This is a genomic window from Actinomadura rugatobispora (assembly GCF_055379765.1).
Genome location: NZ_AP029191.1, coordinates 4,389,283 through 4,409,122, shown reverse-complemented (window position 1 = coordinate 4,409,122; position 19,840 = coordinate 4,389,283). Strand labels below are relative to the sequence as shown.

General features: G+C 67.8%; 21 protein-coding genes. 17 read left to right on the top strand and 4 right to left on the bottom strand.

Annotated features, from left to right (window positions below; all coding sequences use genetic code 11):
• The first annotated feature begins 5 nt into the window (after positions 1 to 5).
• From ACZ466_RS19285 to ACZ466_RS19260, 6 genes are all read left to right on the top strand, one after another.
• A complete protein-coding gene (locus tag ACZ466_RS19285; protein ID WP_378285269.1) occupies positions 6 to 2,093 on the top strand; it encodes an acetate--CoA ligase family protein in 2,088 nt (695 codons plus the stop codon).
• Entirely contained in the window at positions 2,090 to 3,109 is a 1,020-nt protein-coding gene (locus tag ACZ466_RS19280; protein ID WP_378285268.1) for a CaiB/BaiF CoA transferase family protein, read from the top strand. Before ACZ466_RS19285 ends, ACZ466_RS19280 begins: the two co-directional genes overlap by 4 nt.
• 98 nt (positions 3,110 to 3,207) lie before the next feature.
• Positions 3,208 to 4,008, top strand: a complete 801-nt coding sequence (locus ACZ466_RS19275; protein WP_378285267.1) for an SAM-dependent methyltransferase — start codon at positions 3,208 to 3,210, stop codon at positions 4,006 to 4,008.
• A 70-nt stretch (positions 4,009 to 4,078) separates the two neighbouring features.
• Complete coding sequence (locus ACZ466_RS19270; protein WP_378285266.1) at positions 4,079 to 4,927, top strand: helix-turn-helix domain-containing protein; 849 nt, start codon at positions 4,079 to 4,081, stop codon at positions 4,925 to 4,927.
• A 9-nt stretch (positions 4,928 to 4,936) separates the two neighbouring features.
• On the top strand, positions 4,937 to 6,052 hold the full coding sequence (locus ACZ466_RS19265) for an NADAR family protein (RefSeq protein ID WP_378285265.1): 1,116 nt from the start codon (positions 4,937 to 4,939) through the stop codon (positions 6,050 to 6,052).
• A gap of 17 nt (positions 6,053 to 6,069) precedes the next feature.
• Entirely contained in the window at positions 6,070 to 6,696 is a 627-nt protein-coding gene (locus tag ACZ466_RS19260; RefSeq protein ID WP_378285264.1) for an alpha-ketoglutarate-dependent dioxygenase AlkB, read from the top strand.
• Here the strand turns inward: ACZ466_RS19260 and ACZ466_RS19255 are convergent.
• Entirely contained in the window at positions 6,693 to 7,097 is a 405-nt protein-coding gene (locus ACZ466_RS19255; RefSeq protein ID WP_378285263.1) for an SWIM zinc finger family protein, read from the bottom strand. The two genes, ACZ466_RS19260 and ACZ466_RS19255, sit on opposite strands and share 4 nt — an antisense overlap.
• Positions 7,098 to 7,229: 132 nt before the next feature.
• On the opposite strand from ACZ466_RS19255, the gene ACZ466_RS19250 reads away from it, so the two are divergent.
• The 11 genes from ACZ466_RS19250 to ACZ466_RS19200 all read left to right on the top strand — a co-directional run bounded on the left by ACZ466_RS19250 (position 7,230) and on the right by ACZ466_RS19200 (position 14,014).
• Positions 7,230 to 7,616, top strand: a complete 387-nt coding sequence (locus tag ACZ466_RS19250; protein WP_378285262.1) for a hypothetical protein — start codon at positions 7,230 to 7,232, stop codon at positions 7,614 to 7,616.
• Positions 7,617 to 7,720: 104 nt separating this feature from the next.
• A complete protein-coding gene (locus tag ACZ466_RS19245) occupies positions 7,721 to 8,386 on the top strand; it encodes a siderophore-interacting protein (RefSeq protein WP_378285261.1) in 666 nt (221 codons plus the stop codon).
• Between the two features lie 495 nt (positions 8,387 to 8,881).
• Entirely contained in the window at positions 8,882 to 9,517 is a 636-nt protein-coding gene (locus ACZ466_RS19240; RefSeq protein WP_378285260.1) for an HAD family hydrolase, read from the top strand.
• A 64-nt stretch (positions 9,518 to 9,581) separates the two neighbouring features.
• A complete protein-coding gene (locus ACZ466_RS19235; protein ID WP_378285259.1) occupies positions 9,582 to 10,772 on the top strand; it encodes a helix-turn-helix domain-containing protein in 1,191 nt (396 codons plus the stop codon).
• A gap of 178 nt (positions 10,773 to 10,950) precedes the next feature.
• The gene (locus ACZ466_RS19230; RefSeq protein ID WP_378285258.1) at positions 10,951 to 11,253 is read left to right on the top strand and encodes a hypothetical protein; all 303 of its coding nucleotides are present in this window, start codon (positions 10,951 to 10,953) and stop codon (positions 11,251 to 11,253) included.
• Between the two features lie 5 nt (positions 11,254 to 11,258).
• Positions 11,259 to 11,636: a hypothetical protein gene (locus ACZ466_RS19225; RefSeq protein WP_378285257.1), complete on the top strand. Its 378-nt coding sequence runs from the start codon at positions 11,259 to 11,261 to the stop codon at positions 11,634 to 11,636.
• Entirely contained in the window at positions 11,629 to 12,291 is a 663-nt protein-coding gene (locus tag ACZ466_RS19220; protein WP_378285256.1) for a hypothetical protein, read from the top strand. Before ACZ466_RS19225 ends, ACZ466_RS19220 begins: the two co-directional genes overlap by 8 nt.
• A 23-nt stretch (positions 12,292 to 12,314) precedes the next feature.
• Positions 12,315 to 12,443 carry a hypothetical protein gene (locus tag ACZ466_RS19215; protein WP_378285255.1) on the top strand — a complete coding sequence of 43 codons (129 nt, stop codon included), beginning with the start codon at positions 12,315 to 12,317 and terminating at the stop codon, positions 12,441 to 12,443.
• 345 nt (positions 12,444 to 12,788) lie between these two features.
• Entirely contained in the window at positions 12,789 to 12,917 is a 129-nt protein-coding gene (locus ACZ466_RS19210; RefSeq protein WP_378285254.1) for a hypothetical protein, read from the top strand.
• 25 nt (positions 12,918 to 12,942) lie between these two features.
• The gene (locus ACZ466_RS19205) at positions 12,943 to 13,698 is read left to right on the top strand and encodes a class I SAM-dependent methyltransferase (RefSeq protein ID WP_378285253.1); all 756 of its coding nucleotides are present in this window, start codon (positions 12,943 to 12,945) and stop codon (positions 13,696 to 13,698) included.
• Between the two features lies 1 nt (position 13,699).
• Positions 13,700 to 14,014 carry a DivIVA domain-containing protein gene (locus ACZ466_RS19200; RefSeq protein WP_378285252.1) on the top strand — a complete coding sequence of 105 codons (315 nt, stop codon included), beginning with the start codon at positions 13,700 to 13,702 and terminating at the stop codon, positions 14,012 to 14,014.
• A 563-nt stretch (positions 14,015 to 14,577) separates the two neighbouring features.
• Here ACZ466_RS19200 and ACZ466_RS19195 read toward each other — a convergent pair.
• The 3 genes from ACZ466_RS19195 to ACZ466_RS19185 are packed head-to-tail and all read right to left on the bottom strand — an operon-like array spanning position 14,578 to position 19,830.
• A complete protein-coding gene (locus ACZ466_RS19195; RefSeq protein WP_378285251.1) occupies positions 14,578 to 16,227 on the bottom strand; it encodes a caspase, EACC1-associated type in 1,650 nt (549 codons plus the stop codon).
• Positions 16,224 to 16,679, bottom strand: coding sequence for an effector-associated constant component EACC1 (locus tag ACZ466_RS19190; protein WP_378285250.1), 456 nt, complete (start codon positions 16,677 to 16,679; stop codon positions 16,224 to 16,226). Before ACZ466_RS19190 ends, ACZ466_RS19195 begins: the two co-directional genes overlap by 4 nt.
• Before the next feature lie 40 nt (positions 16,680 to 16,719).
• Positions 16,720 to 19,830, bottom strand: a complete 3,111-nt coding sequence (locus ACZ466_RS19185) for a DEAD/DEAH box helicase (protein WP_378285249.1) — start codon at positions 19,828 to 19,830, stop codon at positions 16,720 to 16,722.
• Positions 19,831 to 19,840: the final 10 nt, after the last annotated feature.

The window sequence follows — 19,840 nt, the reverse complement described above, 5'->3', positions numbered from 1 at the left end:
TCCGCATGAGCGGCCCCCACGCCCTCCCCGACCTGTCCCGGCTGGTACGGCCCGAGTCCGTCGTCATCGTGGGCGCGTCCGACAAGCCCGGCGGCCTCGGCACCCGCACCGTCCACAACCTGCTGCGCGCCTCCGACTTCGACGGCCGCACCTTCCTGGTCAACCCGCGCCGCGACGAGATCGACGGCCACCCCTGCCACCCCGACATCGAGTCGCTGCCCATCGCCCCCGACGTCGCCGTGATCGCCATCCCGGCGCCCGGCGTCCTGGACGCCCTCGAACGCTGCGCCGCCAAGGGGATCGCGTTCGCCATCGTCCTGACCTCCGGATTCGGCGAGGTCGGCGACGAGGGCCGCGCCCAGCAGGAGCGGATGCGCCGCATCGCCGCCGACACCGGCATGCGGATCTACGGGCCCAACTGCCCCGGCCTCACCAACCTCGCCGACCGCATCGGCATGACGTTCTCGCCCGCGTTCGCCGACGACAAGCGCACCGGCCCGATCGGCATCGCCACCCAGGGCGGCGGCCTCGGCCGCAACCTCGTCCAGGCCGCCGAACGCGGCGCCGGCGCCGCCCTCTGGGCCTCCCTCGGCAACGCCGCCGACCTGGACGTCGCCGACTTCGTCCACCACATGGCGGGCGACGACGGCATCACGGTGATCGCCACCCTGCTGGAGGGCGTCCGGGACGGCGCGCGGCTGATGGCCGCGTTCGGCGCCGCCGCCGAGGCGGGCAAGCCGGTGGTCGCGCTGAAGGTGGGCCGGTCGGAGTACGGCGTGCGCGCCATCCAGTCCCACACCGCCGCCCTCGCCGGGTCCGCCGCCGTGAACAGCGCCGTGTTCGCCCAGTACGGCGTGGTCGAGGTGGACGACACCGACGAGCTCATGGACGTCGCCTGGCTGCTGGCCCGCGCCGCGCCCCCGCCGCGCACCCGCGTCGCCGTCTTCGGCGGCTCCGGCGGCGCCGCCGCGATGGCCGCCGACATGGTGGGCGCCGCCGGCCTGGAACTGGCCGTGTTCGAGCCCGCCACGACGGCGGCGCTGCGCGAGGCGCTCCCGGACTTCGCCGCCGTCGGCAACCCGGTCGACATCACCGCCGCCTCCATCTCCGAACCGGGCCTCATGGACCGCACCCTCGGCCTCGTCGCCGCCGACCCCAACGTGGACCTGGTGCTGCTACCCATCCCGCTCGACTACGGCGCCCACTCCGCCCGCGGCTCGGAGGTCATGGCCGCCGTCCAGAAGCAGACCGCGACGCCGCTGCTGCCGGTCTGGATGAGCGACCGGCGCGGCCCCGGGTTCCAGGTGCTGGCCGACGCCGGGTTCTGCTCGCCGCGCAGCCTCGACAAGGCGGTCCTGGCCGTGCGCCGCTGGGCCGACCACGGCCGGTGGAGGGCGGAGTCGCGCGCCCCCGAGCCCCTGCTGCTGGCCCCGTCCACCACCGAGCCCCTGCCGCCCGTCCGCACCGAGCCAGAAGCGAAGGCGTGGCTGGCGGGCGCGGGGATCGCCGTCCCCGAAGGCAAGGTGGCCGCGACCGCGGACGAGGCCCGCACCGCCGCACGGGAACTGGGCGGACGGCTCGTGCTGAAGGTCGTCAGCCCCGACCTGCCGCACAAGTCCGACATCGGCGGCGTACTAGTAGGCGTGGAGGGACCCGACGCCGCCGCGGCCGCCTGGGAGCAGATCGTCGCCGCCGCCTCCCCGCACGGCAGTGTCGAGGGCGTCCTGGTGGAGCGGATGGCCCCGGACGGCGTCGAGATGCTCGTCGGCGTCCACCGCGACCCCGTCTACGGCCACCTCATCACCGTCGGGCTCGGCGGCGTGCACGTGGAGCTGTTCGGCGACGTCCAGCGCAGGCTGCTTCCGCTCGACCCGCAAACCGCCCGGGAGATGGTCGACGGCCTCCGTTCGCGCCCGCTCCTCGACGGGCTCCGCGGCGCGCCGCCCCACGACGTCGACGCACTCGTCGACCTGCTCCTCGCGGTCTCCGACCTGGTCACGAAGCACGCCGCCGACATCGGCGAACTCGACCTCAACCCGGTCCGCGTCCTCCCGTCCGGCGTCATCGTGCTGGACGCCCTGGTGGTGCCGTGAGCCCGCTAGAAGGCACGGTCGTCGTCGACTTCAGCGAACTGCTGCCAGGCCCCTTCCTCACCCAGAACCTCGCCGACCTCGGCGCCCGCGTGATCAAGGTGGAGCGGCCCGGCGGCGACAACGCCCGCCACCTGTCACCCGGACTGTTCGCCATGGTCAACCGGGGCAAGGAGCACCGCACGGCCGACCTCAAGGACCCCGCCGACCGCGCCGCGATCAGCGAACTCATCACCCACGCCGACGTGCTCGTCGAAGGATTCCGGCCGGGCGTGATGGCCAAACTAGGCTTCGACCCTGCGGAGACCCTGGCGGCCTGCCCCCGGCTGGTGTACGTCTCCGTCTCCGGCTTCGGCCAGTCCGGGCCACACGCACAGGAGCCGGGCCACGACGTGACGTACGCCGCCCACGCCGGGATCGTGGCGCTTGCAGGAGCCCCCGGTGGCCCGCCCTCCTGGGGCCCCGGAGTGCCCGTGGCCGACCTGTGCGCCGCCATGTACGGCCTATCGTCCGTCCTGGCCGCGTTGCACGAGCGCGAACGCACCGGCAGGGGCCGACACCTGGACGTGTCCATCCGCGACTGCCTCGCGCACTGGCTGAACGCGCGACTCGGCCCGTTCCACCACGCGGGCGCCACCGAACTGCACGAGCAGCGGGCGATGGCGCTGCGGCGCCCCGGCTACGGCACGTTCACCTGCGCCGACGGGACGGCCATCGCGGTCGGGGCCATCGAGGACCACTTCTACGCGCGGCTCGTCCAAACCCTGGGCCTCACCGACTGGGCCGGGCCGGAGTGGGCGTCGTACGCGGCCAGGCACGGCGCGGCCGAGGAGCTCAACGCCGCCGTCGCCGCCGCCCTCGCCACCCGCGACTCCGGCGCCGCCCTCGCGGAGCTGTCGGCGGCGGGAGTCCCGGTCGCGCCCGTCCTGTCACCGCTGGAGGCCGTCGCCGCGACCCCCGGCACCCTCGACGACCCGGTCGCCGGACCCGTGATCCCGTTCCCGGTGGCGATGCCATAAGGGCGCGGGAGGCGGGCCGAATAGCGCATTCTCGGCGCCCCCGCGTCCCGCGCCCTAGTTTGGGGGACATCAGGCGAAAGAGAAGGAGCTGTCGGACAATGCAGGACGACACTTCCAATTCCCCCGCGAAAATCAACACCGAGGTCCCGCATTCGGCGCGGATCTGGAACTACTGGCTCGGCGGCACCGACAACTACGCGGTCGACCGCGCCGCCGGCGACCAGTACGTCGCCGTCTACCCCCAGATCAAGGAACTGGCCCGCGCCGGCCGCTACTTCCTCGCCCGCGCGATCCGCTTCCTGACCGCCGAGGCCGGCGTCCGCCAGTTCCTCGACATCGGCACCGGCCTGCCCACCGTCGACAACACCCACGAGGTCGCCCAGCGCATCGCCCCGGAGACCCGCGTCGTCTACGTCGACAACGACCCACTCGTCCTCGCCCACGCCCGCGCGCTCCTCACCGGTACTGCCCAGGGCGCCACTACCTACATCGACGCCGACCTGCACCACCCCGAGAAGATCATCGAACGCGCCAGGCCTTCGCTCGACTTCTCCCAGCCGATCGGCCTCATGCTGATGGGCGTCATGGGCCACATCATCGACAACACCGAGGCCCACTCGATCGTCGCTCGCCTCGTCGACGCGCTCCCCTCGGGCAGCCACCTCACCCTCTACGACTCCACCGACGACGACCCCACCTTCAACAAGGCCCAGAGCGGCTACGACGACACCGGGGCCGTCCCCTACGTCCTGCGCGCCGCCGAATTCGTCACCGGCTACTTCGACGGGCTAGAACCGGTCGAACCGGGCATCGTGCCCCTCGGGCAATGGCGCCCGGAGATCGAACCATTCGAGCGCAAGAACGACCCCACCCTGTGTGGCGTGGCCCGCAAACCGTAATCCGGCCGCCTTATTCCACCGCTCGCGGGTCTATAGTGGAAACATTCGTGCACCCGTTCGAGGAGCCCCCTTGGCCTCCCCAACGACCGCGTCCGACCCGCTGATCCCCCGGCTCCTCCTGGGCCGCCGCCTCCGCGAACTGCGCGAGGCCAGGACCATCTCCAGAGCCCGCGCCGCCACCGCGGCCGGCCGCTCCCCGTCCACGATCACCCGGATCGAACGGGGCCGCACCTCTACCGCTCCGGAGACCCTCACCGCCCTCCTCACCCTCTACTCCGTCGCCGACGACGAACGCGCCACCCTGCTAGCCCTCGCCGACCAAACCAAACATCGCCCCTGGTGGCACGACCACCGCGACGCCGTCCCCCACCACCGCCGCCGGTACCTCAGCGCCGAGGGCACCGCGTGGCTCGTTCGCTGCTACTCCGACCGGTACCTCCCCGACCTGCTGCGCACCAACGACTACGCCCGCGCGCTCGGCAGCGACCTCGACCTCCTGTCCCAGCGCCGCCGCATCCTGCGCCGCCGCCCCCGCCCGGTCAACCTGTGGGTCGTCCTGGACGAGGCCGTGCTCTGGCGGCCGGTCGGCGACGCCGCGACAATGCGCGCCCAGCTGGAACACCTCGTCGAACTCTGCTGGCGGCCGAACGTCACCATCCAGATCGCCGCGTACAACACCTGCCGCCGCGTCGCCCCCGACGGCCCGCTCACCCTGATCCGCTTCCCGCAGCAGAACCTGCCGGACATGGTGACCCTCGAATCCGACGGCACCTACCCGACCAGGCCCGCCGAGATCGAGCACCACTGGCACGTCTTCAACACCCTCGTCACCGAGGCCGCCCCGCCCGAGCACACCCCGCGGCTCGTCGAGGACGCCCTCAGCGAATACCGCACCCGCGAGATCGGCGCGCGCTTCTAGGCTTCACCCGTGACGCGCAACAGGACGTACCGCATCGTCGACGGGGAACGCATCGAGGGCACCTGGCGGCCCGTCTTCGTCCACAACTGGAACTACCACCTCACCGACCTGAAGATCTTCGCCGACGGCGCGATCCACTGCTGGGACTGGCTCGACCTCGACGGCCTCCGCGCCAAACTCGAATCCGGCCGGATCGCCACCGCCATCGAACCCGGCGCCCGCGCCTCCGCCCACCACCTCGGTGCCTGGCGGTTCGACGACTTCCGCTCGTCCCTCACCCCCGAGATGCTGCTCGGCGAGGTCGCCGACGAGATCGACCGCCTGAACGACCGTCCCGACTCCAGCGGCCGCTGCCGCCAGGCCCTCGACCGCTACCTGGAGACCCGCACCGAGGAAGACCGGCAGGCCCTCCGCACCGCCTACCTCGACATCCCCGAACACCTGCGCGTCTACGTCCTCGGCGACATGGACAACAAGGACCACCCCTTGGCCGTCCTGTGCACATCCCTGGGCGAACCCCTCCTCGCCAACCGCACGCCAGGCTCACCCCCCATCGTCACCGAGAAGATGCGCGACCAAGCCTTCGCCTACTTCACCCACCAAACCCGCGCGGAACAGACCTTCCCACCCCACACCCCAGCCGACGACCCCGAAACCCAGCCAACAGCCCTCCACATAACCCACACCGTCTACCCCAGCGGCTGGCCCACCGAACCAGGCCCGCACTACCTCCAGAACGAATACCCGGCCCCCATCGAAATCAGCGGGACCACCTACCCGACCGTCACCCACGCGTACTGGGCCCTGTCCACCACCGACGCGGAAACCCGCGACCAGATCCGCCAGGCCGACCGCCCCTTCAACGCCGAACGCCTAGCCCGCGACGCCCCCCGCGCCCCTACCTGGCCCGACTCCAGGGCCGCCGTGATGGCCACCCTCCTCCGCGCAAAGTTCGCCCAGCACCCCCACCTCGCCGACTACCTCCGCAGCACACGCGGCCGCATTCACTACAGCGGCACCGGCTCCACGTACTGGACCGCCGCCGGCGAGACCGGCCGCAACTGGACGGGCCGCCTCCTGGAACTCATCCGCTCCGAGTACATGATCGAACACATGTTTGACTGACCGCCTACAATGGGCCCATGACCAGGGCTTTCCAGGGTTCGCTGCTCGACTTCGCGGACGAGCCGGGCCCGCGCGAGCTCGATTCCGTCCGCCGGACGCACCTCTCCGACGGCGCCTGGCTCGACCTGCGCCCCAACTGGATCGCCGGCGCCGACGCCCTCTTCGAGCGCCTCCTGGAGATCGTCCCGTGGCGAGCCGAGAGCCGCCACATGTACGACCGCGTCGTAGACGTCCCCCGCCTCCTGAGCTTCTACGACGAAGACGCCACTCTCCCCGACCCCCTCCTCGACGAGGCTCTCAACGCCCTGAACGCCCACTACGAGGAAGAACTAGGCGAACCCTTCCGCACCGCCGGCCTCTGCCTCTACCGCGACGGCCACGACAGCGTCGCCTGGCACGGCGACAAAATAGGCCGCGGCAGCACCGAGGACACGATGGTCGCCATCATCTCCATAGGCACCCCCCGAGCTCTCCTCCTACGCCCCAGCTCAGGCGGCCACGCCCTCCGCTACGACCTGGGCCACGGCGACCTCATCGTCATGGGCGGCAGCTGCCAACGCACCTGGCAACACGCCATCCCGAAGAGCACCCGAGTCACAGCCCCCAGAATCAGCATCCAATACCGCCCAAGAGGCGTCCGCTAAGAAACGACCTGCTCCAGGTAACGCCGCGCCCCCCGATGACGCTCGGCCACCTCCACCAACAACTCCTCCAACCGATCCCGCCCCATACCCGCCAACCGCTCCCGAAGGTCAAACCGCCGCGGAATCTCCACCCCATGCTCCCGGTCGTGCAGGTAGACCAGCGCAACAGCGACGCAGTGCTTGCAGAAGTTGCCCTCCTCGCCCCAAGGGCAGTCGCACTCCCCGCCAAGCCCACGACCGTGACGAAGTCGGACGCTGTACAACTCGGTCCCCTGGACAGCGGCATAGACCCCGCCGTCATCGGCCTCCAACTCCTCGACCGCATCGAGGTAACCGAGGCCACGCTCGTACGACTTGGCACCGGCGAGTTCGCGAACGTCATCCTTCGTGAAGGGGGGCATGACACCCATCAAACCAACCCGCCGATGTTTCCATGCCGTGATGTCTTAGGTACCTGACTGCCCGCCGCGCCACAACTACCATGAGGTGATCCCGCGTGGCAGCGGACGGTTACTTCGGGTTGGGGTGGTTCGATGTACCCGGTTCCTCACGGCGGTGCGGAACCCGTCCTGCTGCAGATCGGCGACATGTCGCTGACGAGCACACACGTGATACTCCCGTATGGCCAGTTCCCGCTGCACGGCGCCACCTGGACCGTCCAGGACTCCACCCAGGTGACCGAGGGCATCCCCGCCGTCGGGATCGTCCTGACCATCATCTTCGTTTGGTTCTGCCTCCTGGGCCTGCTCTTCCTCCTGATGAAGGAACGCCGCTACCTAGGCTTCGTCTCCATCTCTGTGACCGGCCCCGGCTTCCACCACACCGCCCAGTTCCCGCCGGGCCCCCAGACGGCAGCCTGGGCCGCCAACGCCATAGGCCAGGCCCGCGCCATCACCGCCTCAGCACCCCCCATGGCCTGAGACACACAGCCCCGCCCTGCGTGGTCGTCGGCTGCCCTGGATCGCCCCCCAAACGCGATGTATCGTGTTGCCGTCAACGCGATATATCGCTTCTTGGAGGGATCGTGGGCCTGCGAGACCTGTTCTTCGTGACCGGCACGCTGGAGAGCACAAAGCAGATCACCAAGCGCATGCGCCACTTGCGCATCGCCTGCCCGCCCCAGACCTGGACGCCGGGCCAGCAGATCCGCATCAGCGTCGACGGCCTCCTGACCCGCCGCACCTACTCCATCTGGGACGGCGACGAAACGGGCCTCGAGCTCTGCGTCCTGGACCACGGCGAAGGCCCCGGCTCCCGCTGGGCTCGCACCATCCAACCCGGCCAGAAAATCACCTTCACCAAACCCGAAGGCAAACTAGTCCTACGCCCCGCCCGCTACCACCTCTTCGCCGGAGAGGAAACCGCCTCAGTAGCTTTCGCCCCCATGCTCCGCACCCTCAAGGACGCCAAGACCCACACCCTCCTAGAGGTAGACACCCCCGAAGACCGCCTCCCCCTGGACAACGTCACCTGGCTCTACCGCGAAGGCGCCCCCGCAGCCTCCTCGAAAACCCTCCTGGAAGCCGTCCAAAACCTAGACCTGCCCCCCGACCCCGGCATGGCCTACCTCGCCGGCGAGGCCAAGACCATCCAGTCGATCAAGACCCACCTGATCCAAGACCGTGCCTGGCCCCGCCAGTCCATAAAAACCAAACCCTTCTGGACCCCAGGCAAAAAAGGTCTTGAATAACCCAGAAGTCGACCCGGGGAAGGCCCGCCCGGTGACTTGGATAGGGCCTGCAACTCCTGAGCTGATACCCCCGTCAGCCAACGGAGGCGTGCCGGAGTTCCTGCCGTTGATCCCAACCTCGCGCGTCTAGTTAGAGCGTTGGCCGCCGCACCGTGGCGGAGGTCGCGCAGGCGGACCGGCGGGAGCTTGGCCCCGTGGACTAGCAGGCGGGCAGCGCACATAAGATTCGGACGTTCCCGTTCTCCTGCGTGAGGCAGGTAGCCGACCTCCGGCCAGGTGATCGCCGGGCCTAGGCGGCGGCGGACAGCGCCAACAGCTCCGGAGCCCGCGAATCGCCGAGGCGACCAGGTCAAACACATCCCTGGAGTTCCCTGAGGGATCCCTGAACTTCCCCGACTCATGTGCATTCGATGTGCACGCGCGGGACGTCTTCGGGAACTGTTGGGAAGTCCGCCACCGGGCTCACGGCGGTCGTTCCGCTCGTACTCTGGAGCGGTGATCTCTGTGGTGTTCGACGTTGGCGAGACCCTGGTGGACGACACGCGGGAGTGGCGGGCATGGGCCGATTGGCTCGGCGTTCGCCCTCACACGATGTCGGCCCTTGTTGGCGCCGTGGTCTCCCAGGGGCGCGACAACGCCGACGCACTGCGTCTCATCCGGCCCGACATCGACCTAGCAGCCGAGCGCCAGGCCCGTATCGCTGCGGGATGCGGCGAGCAGATCATCGAGGCAGACTTGTACGGCGACGTCCGCCAGGCCTTGGCCGGACTGCGATCCCAGGGGCTGTGGGTCGGCATCGCAGGCAACCAGACCTCGCATGCCGGCGACTGCCTGCGCGCGCTGAATCTCCCCGCTGATGCGATCGCCACTTCACAGGAGTGGGGGGTAGCCAAGCCAGATCCCGCTTTCTACGCCCGGCTGGCCGAATGGGCGCCTGGCGCTCCCGGCGAGATCCTGTACGTGGGTGATCATCCGGCCAACGACATTGGGCCAGCCAAAGCCGCGGGTCTGCGGACGGCACTTGTGCGCCGCGGCCCCTGGGGCTACCTGTGGGCTGACGATCCAGCAGGCGGCCGGAGTGCGGATTGGCTGGTCGACCAGCTGACCGATCTTCCTGAACTGCTGCGCTGAAGTTCGCTGCCCGCGGGGGAGGGCCATGTACGGTGCTTGCAGGACCTACCCCACGGAGCCCACGGTGACCCCGGACAGGCAGGTCGGCCATCGCATCGCCGCGATGCGCGGCGTGCGTCGACTCACGCAGCGGCGACTGGCCGAGGACGCGCACATCTCGCTGAGCACGTTGCGCAAGGTCGAACAGGGCAGCCGCCCGGTGAGCGATCGTGTACTGGAGTCGATCGCCGCAGCGCTTGGGGTGGAGCCGGACGCCCTCACCGGCCGCCGCACGCACACAGACAGCCGGGTGCATGCGGCGGTGCCGAATATCCGCACTGCCATCGATGCCTACGACGTTCCCGACGATGGCCCCGTACGTCCGTTGGACCAGCTCAGGCAAGCGACCGCGACCGCAACGCAGCGGCGGCTGACCTCGCAGTACACGCGCCTGGCCGAGGAGCTGCCCCTGCTGCTGGTGGAGCTGTCGCGCGCCGTGTTGGGTGGAGCTCCCGAACGCCGAGCCGTCGCGGCCCTGCTGGCTGCGGCCTATCGTTCCGCTGACGCGGTGGCCTACAAATACGGCTATTACGACCTGTCGGCCCGCCTGATCGAGTTGATGCGCCGGTCGGCCGATATCGCAGAGGATTCGGCGCTGATCGCCACCGCCGCCTATGTGCGAACCGAGGTGTTCTTCGCTGCTGGCCGCAATCTCACTCCGGGACTGCGCGCACTGGAGATGGCCCTCGATGACCTTCCCGAGCCCACCTCGCCGGACCTGGCCGCGGCGGCTGGCTCCCTGCATATGCGCGCCGCCGTCGTGGCCGCCCGGCTGACCGAAGACCCTGCGGTTGTCGGCCAGCACCTCAAGGAGGCTCGGCGCTTGGCCAAGGGGGTCCCTGAAGGCGTCTACAACGGCACGGCCTTCGGTCCGGCCTCGCTGCATGTGCACGAGGTCTCGGTCGCCGTCGAGCTTGGCGACGCGGCGCGCGCGGTCGAACTCGCCATTGGCCAGAAGGCCGAGCGGGAGAAGATCCGCCTCGACGGCTTGCCTCCCGAGCGCCGCTCCCACTACGCCATCGACCTGGCGCGCGCGCAACTATGGCTGGGGATGCGCGACGAGGCGTTCGGGTCGCTCCAGACCGCCCGGCAGATCGCTCCTCAGCATGTGCGCGAGCACCCATTCGTGCGTGATGCCCTGGTCACCCTGCTTCGCCTGCATGTGTCCCCGCCGCACGCCCTCGTCGCATTTGCCGAGTGGGCGCGGGTCATTTAGCCAGTTCAGGCGCGGTGACACCAGGTGTGTCACTTCTGGGCCTTGTGAGCCATCAGCATCGGTGCGTGGGCGCGACCTGCTGAACGACAGCCGCCCGCCCGCCCGACAACAAGGCGGCCCCGGCCTGGCGCGCGAACACCAGGGGACCCGGGGCCTTGGCCGGAAGGTGCTCCGACCTGTGAGTGATGTTACGACCAACCCCGATCCGCTAGCCCCCCTCGCCGGGTTCTTGGCCGGCCAGGGGCTGAAGACCGAGTTGACCGACAAGGGCCTGAAGGTGGTCAACCCGAAGATCGCCGGATGCTGCTCGGCCCACGCGGCCGACACGATCACCTGCCGCCCGCGCACCGACGACGGCGGGCGCCTCTGGTTCTTCACCTCGTGGGGCGAGCCGATCGCCGAGCCCCACCACATCGCCGACGCCGCCCTGTTCATCCGCGCCAACCTCGCCCGCCGCGAGCTGACGGGTGATCCCCGGTGAACGCGATGGCTCCGCTCCCCGCGGAGATCCCGCGCATCGTCGCCGAGCTCGGCCGCCGCTTCCCGGGTGTGCGCGCCTGGTGGGGCCGCTCCACAGGGGAGTGGTGGGCGATGACCCGCGACCACTCCGGCCGCGACCGCCTGGTGGAGGCCGACAGCCCGGCCGAGCTGAGCCGGCGCCTGGACGCCATCCTCACCGTCCCCCGGTTCGCCCGCGCCCACCAGTTCGGCGCCCCGAGCCGTCCGGCGCCCCGAGCCCCCGAGCCTGCCCGACCGTCCGCCGCCACCGCGTCGCCGACGCACGGCCGCCACGAACTTCCCCGGCGCGGCCTGCTGCGCGGCCGACGACGGCCCCTCGCACGTGGGAACGCGAACCATGCCTGAGTTCAACGAGCCGCCCGGTTTGGTGCCGTACGCGCAGTTCGGCCCGCTCGACAGGCTGCACGCCGTGCTCCGACGCCGCTACCCCACCGTCGCGGCGTCGGTTGTCCGATCGGGCGCGCTCCCTCAGGACGGGCAGCCGGACGCCTGGCTGGTGGTGACCCACCGAGATGAAGGCCCGGACAGGATCGCCTGGGACCGGAAGAGCAACGCCTACGTATGGATCGACAACTCCAACTGCCTCGGTCCGTCCCTCGGCACGCCCCACCGACTCGACCAGGCCGCCGACGCCGTCGCTCGTGAAATGCGCGCCCCCGCCGCGCCCACCGAGCCGGAACACCCCCAGATCCTGATCGAACACACCACCCTTACGCCATTGAGCCCGGCTGACGTGCTGCGGAATCGCGAGATCATCGCCAACCGCCTGGACTGGCCGGACGGCGCGTTGCAGACGTGCCTGGAACTGGAGGCGCGCTGGCCGGGCTGGAACGTCAGCTACAGCACCGGCGTGCTCGGCGGCCCACCCGAGTACCTCGCCTTTCTGGACCAGGACACGATCTGGCAGGGCTACAACCCGAAGATTTCCGCGGCCGACCCGGCCGGGCTGGAACAGCAGATCCGGGACGCGGACGCGCGGCGACCGCCGCGCCCCCGGTAACCCGAGGAAGGAGAGACACGGTCATGGACAAGATCCCGATCGTGCACGGAGACGACGGCGGCAGCCCCGGAGAGTGCCCCAAGGGCGGCGAACACTCCATGGACTGGGCCAACGGCGCGGCCTACTGCACCAAGTGCCTCGCCACCTTCTGACCTTCTGACCGCCGCACGCCCGCGCCGATACGTCACACGGGCGGCGTGCGGCCGGGACGCGGCCCACCCCTACCAGCGAACCCGGGGGCGGAGCCGCGGCCCACCCGAAGCGCGGGGCGGCGCGGCCTACACGGCGCGGCAGCCGGGCCGCCCCGCACCCACCCCGTGCGACCGCCCCGAGCACCGCAATCCCTCCGTGAATCTCATGACCGCGAGGGGCGGTCGCACGGTCCAGATCCCGGACGGCGGCGGTGAGGAAGCGCCGCCGCCCGGGCGCAGAGGGGGGCGCTGCGCGGCCGGTGCCTTCTACCCCCGAGGGCACCGGCCGCGCCGCGAAGGAAGGTCATGTTCACCGATCTCTGGCATGCCTGCCTCGACGCGCTCGCCTGGTCGATCGCTCATCCGATGGCCGCGGCCACCTCGGCGGTCTGCTCGGCCGCCGTCGTGGCCGCGCTCCTCGGCAGGCAGCCGTGACACAAGGCACACGGGAGGAGACGAGATGTCTGATGGATTCGGCGAGATGCTGCGCAGATGCTGGAAGGACGGGCCCGCGCGTGGGGTTGCCTGCCAGGTGATCGAGCGCGACGACGAATTCGTGTCCGTCGAGGATGCGTACCGGTATTTCACCCGCCCTGAGGAATGGGTGGCCAGCGAGCAGCGCGCGGTCGAGCTGGCGCGCGGCAGGGTCCTGGACGTGGGCTGCGCGGCGGGCCGGCACATGCTGGAGCTCGCCGGCACGCGCGAGGTCATCGGGATCGACCCGTCGCCGGGCGCGGTTGCCGTCGCCCGCGCGCAGGGCCTGGACGCCCGGCTCGGCAGCGTCCAGGAGCCCGGCGAGGTCGGCACCTTCGACACGATCATGCTGCTCGGCGGAAACCTCGGCCTCCTCGGTTCCGCGCGGGAGGCGCCCAAGGTCCTAGGCAGCCTGGCCAAGCTCGCACGCCCGGGTGCCGAACTGCTCGCCGTCGGCCACGACCCCTACGCCGCACCGCTCGCCGACCACGACGACTACCACCGGCACAACCGTGAGCGCGGGTGGCTGCCCGGCCAGGTGCGGATGCGGCTGCGCTACCGGGGATGGTCGACCCCGTGGTTCGACCGGCTGCTGCTGTCGTCCGACGAACTGTCGCACCTGGTCGACACCAGCGGCCTCTGGGCGATGGAGAGCTGCGGCCAGCCGGACAACCTCGGCTTCTACCTGGCCATCCTGAAGCGAAAGGGCGCTGCGGTGCCCGCCGACATGCTAGGAGGGTGACATGAGCGAAGACACAAGCCCCTGGGACGCGATCAACGAGCTGAGCCACCAGGTCGCCGCGCTGCGCGAGGACTTCCGCGCGGCCACCGAAGACCCGAAAGCGCGGTACGCCGCGGCGTCCGAGCGTCTCACCGCGGAGGCGGTCCGGGACACCAAGTTCGTGATGCCACGGATGCAGCCCGGCTACTGGACGGAGCAGGTCGACCCCTTCATGGATCAGGTCGCGATCGAGTTGGAGACGCTCACCCGCGAACGCGACGAGGCCCGCGAAGAGGTGGCGACCCTACGCGCGGAACTAGGCAGAAGCGCTTCCTGAGCCTACGTCCCACAACAGACGCCCCGACTGGTGAGAATCCGGGCGGGGCGCTCTGCTGTTTGCCGCTCGACACCGACGTCCCTGCGGCGCTCCGCGATCTAGGCCATCCCCAGCCTGACCTCGGCGCAAGCGTGCCCGCAGCGGCCGGCGCTGATCGTGCGGGCCGCCGGGGCATCGAGGCCCCGCACCACGTCCGGGACATCACCTTCGGCTAGGACGTCAGCAAGATCTGGGCCGGGCACGAGCCCGAGAACATGGCACACTCCGGAAGCTGGCCTGGGCCCGGCTCCGGGACGCCGGGTTCAATAACATCACCGCCACCCGCCGCCGAATGTATTACGACACCTTGAACGTCTCGCTTGACCTACTCGGTATCCGATCCTGACCAGCGGCAACATCAACGATCAGCACTTTGAAGTGGCCCTGATCCGACCCCGAACACCGCGTACCTGGCCGGCGCGGCCAAGACCATCCAGTCCATCAAAGACCCACCTCATCCAAGACCACGCAAATCCATAAAGTTAAACTTTTCTGGACCCTAAGCAAAAGGCTTGGAGTGGACATCAATGGTTTCTGCGGGGCTGCCTTACCTGGTTACGGTAGAGCTTTCGGTGATAGCGCACGTATTCGACACCGATCTCGTGTCTGGGCACAGTGTTGAGCTGCCCGATTGGCACCCCATCGATCTCATCGATCACCTTGAGATCGTCCTCAATGGTAATAGTCCCTAGTTCAAGTTGTACGCGATGTGTCGGGCACACGCACAGCAGGTTGGCTGCGATGTCGGGACCTTGGTGCGGCCTAGTGAGGGCCCTGAGATGGAATGTCTGGGCAAAGCGGAAACCGGCAGGAGACTGCAGCGTTACCCTGCAGATCTGACACTGAAATCTGTGTGCTTGCTTGACCCTGTCGGCGATTCGGCGGTCGCCATAGACTCCCAGCCCTACAGGTTCCCAACGGTGCAGGTCGATCCCGGGCATGTCTACCATCGAGTTGGACGGCACCAACGGCGGCGCGGAGTCGCGAAGCTTCTCTAGTCGGAACTGAAGGATTCGGAATCCTTCGATTCCGATCGTGGTCCAGTACCCCTCGACTGTGTAGAGTCCGTCGTATCTATATCCCGTGGCAGGAGAGTGTTGCTCGTCCCCCGCGGAACCACGGATCACTCGGACGGGATATCGCGTGGTGATGCTGGCGAGCAGCGCTGCATTGCCGGATGCAGTCGGATCCTGGTCCTTCGCTTGCTGGCCATTTTCCCGACCTCCGTGGCCGGTGTAGACGATGACATCTCCGTAGTCCTCGTCATCGGGATAACCGCCAGAAAGGACGATGGATTCTGCTCCGCCGTCCCGGTATGTTCCGCAGATTCCTGCTTGCAGAGGTCGATGAACTTTGGCCTCGTGCAACTCTTGTCTGCTGGGGAAAGGAGCGCCTTCTTCAAAACCTGGGATCTCCCCATACCCTGGCGGCGTCTTGGCAGCGGCTCTAGCGCGGTTCTTGATGAGTGCTACCTGTCCGGCATCATTGCGGTCTTGACGCCAGGGGCGCGGGCGGGCCTTGGCCGCCATCTCCCCTTTTACGTGATCGAAAATCTGGTCCAGCGTAAGGAAGGCACCGGCATCCGGGAGGCCGCCACGGATCACTTCGATGAGTTCCTGCGTGAACGCGGTGAACTCGGCACCTTCAGGTGCGAGGGATGCCTTGGTAGGCGGCGCTGAGGTGAGGGTGTACGTGCCCTCAATGTCAGTGAGAGGGGAGACGGTGGTGGCACCCATGGTGTAAGCGGCTTTGCCGCTGTAGCAGCAGTCCAGGATGACGATGCGAATCTGTGCACGGCTGTTCTGCACGGTTGTCCGCAGGGCGTCGTACGCGACGGCCGTGTAGTGCGACCGGGTGCGGTCGTTGTGAGTGCCGGGTGTCCCGAGGTAGAGGTCATCGTTGGGGCCGATCACGCCATGCCCCGCGAAGTACACCAGGAGGACTTCACGGGCCTCGTCGCTCGCCTCGTGAACCGGGGTGATCATCCCTTGAGGGTCAGTGGGATCCTCCACCACCCTGCAGTGTTGCGGTGACAGCCCCCACACTTCGTGCCGCATCAGTTCCTGCTGCAGCGCCCGCAGGTTGCGGGCAACGGCGGGCAGGTCTTCCATGTGCTCGTACCGAGCAGTCCCGATGAGGACGGCGCGAGAAGCCTGTGGGTCGGGCTGCGTCACGACTCGTCAGCGTCCAGCTTCTTGGCGACTGACTCGGCTGTCTCGTCGGAGGCTTCCGACAGGGGGATCTTCGTCTTCCCTTGCTCGATGGTGCCGCTGACCTTGATGCCGCGGGCAGCACGCCAGGCCAGGTAAGCAAGGACAAGTTCCGCCGCCTGGAAGCCCTGCTCCACGGCCACTTGGATCGCATCGAGGGCCGTGCCCATCTCGCCGGGCTTCGCCTCAGCCGACCGCAGCGACACGCTTGCGTGCCTACGGATGGCGGGCTCGGCCATCAGCCAGTCATGAAGCGATTGAAGCTGCTCATCAGCTTCCGGGCCGTCCAGACGAATGACAATTTCCATGAAATCTCCCGATTCTCTAGGAATCGGATATTTCCAGAGTGACTGGTGCGGTGGCAGTTGACTGCCGATAGACGTGCGAGCGCCGTGCCAGCGTGACGAGATCGTCATCCGGTCGGATGACCACCTTCGATCTCATCAAGATCCCAGGTCAGCCAGTGTTGACCTTCGCGTAGTGGAAGACGTCAGCAGGCAGTGGATGAGCCAGCTCCCACAGGATGCGCATCGGCTGCTCACCCTCGTGGCTGCGGTACGTCATGGGGCCGGCGTAGAGGTACGGCGGGGCGCCTGCCTTGCTCTCGCGGATGAACAGGTGCACCGTGGAGCCCCGCTCAGCATGGTGGATGTAGCGCTGACCGTCGCGCGAGTCCTCGCGAGTCTCGCTCTGGGACTCCCACTGGAACAGTGTCGGAGTGATCGCGCGGTCGTTGTACATGGTGGACGGCTTGTAGCCCTTCTCGGTCTTATTGATGGTGACCATGAAGAGATCGGCTCGTTCACGCTCTACCCAGCGAATGCCCTGGACCCAGGAACGAGGCTTCTCCATGCCGAATGCAGAGAGCAACTCGTCCTTGCTGTAACGAGCGTGCAGGTGGATCGGCAGATGGGCGACTTCGTTAACGACCGGAGTCACACGATGAATCCGCTCGTACAGCACGCCTGTGATGAGTAGCAGCTCTTCACGGCGCGCCGCGTTCTGCCAGAGCCGCGCGAGGTTCTGTTCGAGCACGCTGATCGGCTGGCTGCTGTCGAGGGAAGCATGGAGCATCGCGAGCAATCGCTTTCGTCGCGGATCCGCCGAGGCCGTCTCGGGCGGGTTCGGTGCGTCTAGGACTTCACGCAGGAAACGCAGCCGTTCAGGGTCGTCGATGTGGAGCATCCGTCCGATGGATCTCGCGAGCTTCTGATCCTCCTTCTCGTCGGCCACTGGGCGCGGGTCGTAGCCCGCTTCGCGGCGTAGCCGTACCCAACCACCACGGCTGCCTTGGTACAGATCCTCAAGCTCCCGGCCCGTCTCGCTGAGGAAGTCGGGCAGGCTGACATCGCCGAGGTCGCGCAACTCCGAAACTGCCTCTTTAACGCGGAAGCCGAGCGACTGCTTGATGTTGGCGAGCACGATCTGACTGACCTCACGGTCCAGGTCGATAGCGCACCCCGCCGGGAGCGTAGGAAAGCCTGCCTCAATCTCCTGCGCGAGCCGCCCTCGTGGGACGCCGGTCAGTGCTCTGAACCGCTTGTCGAAACGGAACTCCTTGTTCTGGTGGCCAACGAAGTCCAGGACAGTGAGCACTGGCTTATCTGGTGCGAGCCGCAGACCGCGGCCAAGCTGCTGCAGGAAAACGGTGGCACTTTCGGTCGGGCGAAGGAAAAGCACAGTGTCGATGTCTGGTACATCGACCCCCTCGTTGAACAGATCGACCGTAAATACCACCTGGACGGTCCCGTCCTTGAGGTCACGGAGAGCGGCTTCGCGTTCTTCGGTGGTCATTGCCGAGGTGACCGCCCGCGCCGGGATGCCGCGATGGTTAAACCGGTCCGCCATAAAAGTGGCATGCCCGATACTGACACAGAACCCGACGGCTTTCATGGTCGACACATTCCCTAGTTTGTCCGCCAGGGCTTGTACGATCATGTCGACTCGGGTGTGCAAGCCCGTGTAGAGCTCGGACAGATCGCTGATGTCATAGCCGCTTCCACGGCGCCAGGCGACTTGACTCAGATCGGTGTCGTCATGGATGCCGAAATAGTGAAAGGGCACCAGCAGTCCGCGTTCGAGAGCTTCCCACAGCCGCAACTCGACGTCCGGCTTGCGCCCGTCGAACCAGCGCAGGATATCCTCGCCGTCAGCCCGCTCAGGCGTTGCGGTCAGGCCCAGCAAGACGGTGGGTCGTGCCTGATCCAGCAACGTACTGTACGAGGCCGCCGCCGCATGATGAAACTCATCCACGATGATCATGCTGTACCGGTCGGGGTCGAGAGCGGGCAGCAGGTTCAGGGATTGGATGGATGCGAAGACGTGCTGCCAATTCATTGGTCGCTTCCCATTGACCAGCAACTCCCCAAAAGCGCCATCCTTAAGTACCATACGGAACGTACTAAGGCTCTGCTCTAGGATTTCCTTTCGGTGGGCGACGAAGAGGAGCGAGTCAACTCGTCCCTGGCGTCGGAGTCGCTGGTAGTCCAGTGCTGACACTATCGTTTTTCCCGTGCCGGTGGCCATGACTACCAAGTTGCGCCAGTGACCGTGCACCTCACGAACTGCCTCGAGTTCATCAAGGATCTCTCGCTGGTACGGGTAGGGATTGATATCGATGTTAGCGATCTGGAGCGGAAGGGCGGTATTGCCATTCTGTTCATGCGAGAGTGCGCGCGCCAGCCGTGGCTTATCACGCTCGGAGTCGTATCGCTCGAAAGATGCTTCGTTCCAGTACTCTTCAAAGGTTGCAGCAAAAGTGTCGATGAGATGCGGCTGCTCGGCGCGTGCTAGCCGAACATTCCACTCCACCCCATCGAGCATCGCGGCCCTCGACAAATTCGATGAACCGACGTAGGCGGTGTCTAGTCCCGAATCTCGACCAAATAGCCAAGCCTTCGCGTGCAAGCGTGTGCGGCGCGTGTCATACGAAACGGCCACCTCGGCGCCCAGTTCGACCAGCCGTTCTACCGCACGCAACTCTGTTGCGCCCATGTAGGTCGTGGTGATCACACGCAACGTGCCGCCTCGCGCGAGGAACTCACGCAGCGCCCCTTCCACGAGGCGCAGGCCATGCCATTTGAGGAACGCACACAGCAGGTCGACACGGTCTGCCGATGCCAGTTCCTTGACGACCTCCCGCCCGATCTGCGGCTGCTCGCGCCCGTTCACCAGCAGTGCACTGGATGTCAGCGCGATTTCCGGGCGTTCAGGGAAGCGAACGCGACCATCTGGAAGCCGGCCATCTGCAACAGCGAGCAGCACATCGTGATCGTCGGCCAGCAGATCGTCGGCCTGGGAGGCTCCCGGCACCAGCCGTGAGATCGCCTCACTGATCGCGTTTGCTACCACCGCCTGGCGCGCCAGAGCCTTGTCCGGATCAGTGCTCTCGGCAGCAATCCGTAGCGCTCGCCGTATCTGGTGGGAGACGTGACGAACGAGCATCTCTTCCGAGTCAACGGCATCTAGCCCGGTGCGATGCACGAGATCGTCGTCCAGAACCTGGAGTCTCCGCTGGAGCGCAGCAGTCACGATCTCCTCGTACGCCCCAGGGGCCAGCTCAGCCATGAGGCAACCG

Bases quoted from the DNA above. Each gene is read 5' to 3' on its own strand.
- ACZ466_RS19185 (WP_378285249.1), bottom strand. From the start codon at position 19,830: ATGGCTGAGCTGGCCCCTGGGGCGTACGAGGAGATCGTGACTGCTGCG.
- ACZ466_RS19200 (WP_378285252.1), top strand. From the start codon at position 13,700: ATGAGCGAAGACACAAGCCCCTGGGACGCGATCAACGAGCTGAGCCAC.
- ACZ466_RS19205 (WP_378285253.1), top strand. From the start codon at position 12,943: ATGTCTGATGGATTCGGCGAGATGCTGCGCAGATGCTGGAAGGACGGG.
- ACZ466_RS19215 (WP_378285255.1), top strand. From the start codon at position 12,315: ATGGACAAGATCCCGATCGTGCACGGAGACGACGGCGGCAGCCCCGGA.
- ACZ466_RS19190 (WP_378285250.1), bottom strand. From the start codon at position 16,679: ATGACGATCTCGTCACGCTGGCACGGCGCTCGCACGTCTATCGGCAGT.
- ACZ466_RS19275 (WP_378285267.1), top strand. From the start codon at position 3,208: ATGCAGGACGACACTTCCAATTCCCCCGCGAAAATCAACACCGAGGTC.
- ACZ466_RS19210 (WP_378285254.1), top strand. From the start codon at position 12,789: ATGTTCACCGATCTCTGGCATGCCTGCCTCGACGCGCTCGCCTGGTCG.
- ACZ466_RS19255 (WP_378285263.1), bottom strand. From the start codon at position 7,097: ATGCCCCCCTTCACGAAGGATGACGTTCGCGAACTCGCCGGTGCCAAG.
- ACZ466_RS19220 (WP_378285256.1), top strand. From the start codon at position 11,629: ATGCCTGAGTTCAACGAGCCGCCCGGTTTGGTGCCGTACGCGCAGTTC.
- ACZ466_RS19250 (WP_378285262.1), top strand. From the start codon at position 7,230: ATGTACCCGGTTCCTCACGGCGGTGCGGAACCCGTCCTGCTGCAGATC.
- ACZ466_RS19225 (WP_378285257.1), top strand. From the start codon at position 11,259: ATGGCTCCGCTCCCCGCGGAGATCCCGCGCATCGTCGCCGAGCTCGGC.
- ACZ466_RS19260 (WP_378285264.1), top strand. From the start codon at position 6,070: ATGACCAGGGCTTTCCAGGGTTCGCTGCTCGACTTCGCGGACGAGCCG.
- ACZ466_RS19285 (WP_378285269.1), top strand. From the start codon at position 6: ATGAGCGGCCCCCACGCCCTCCCCGACCTGTCCCGGCTGGTACGGCCC.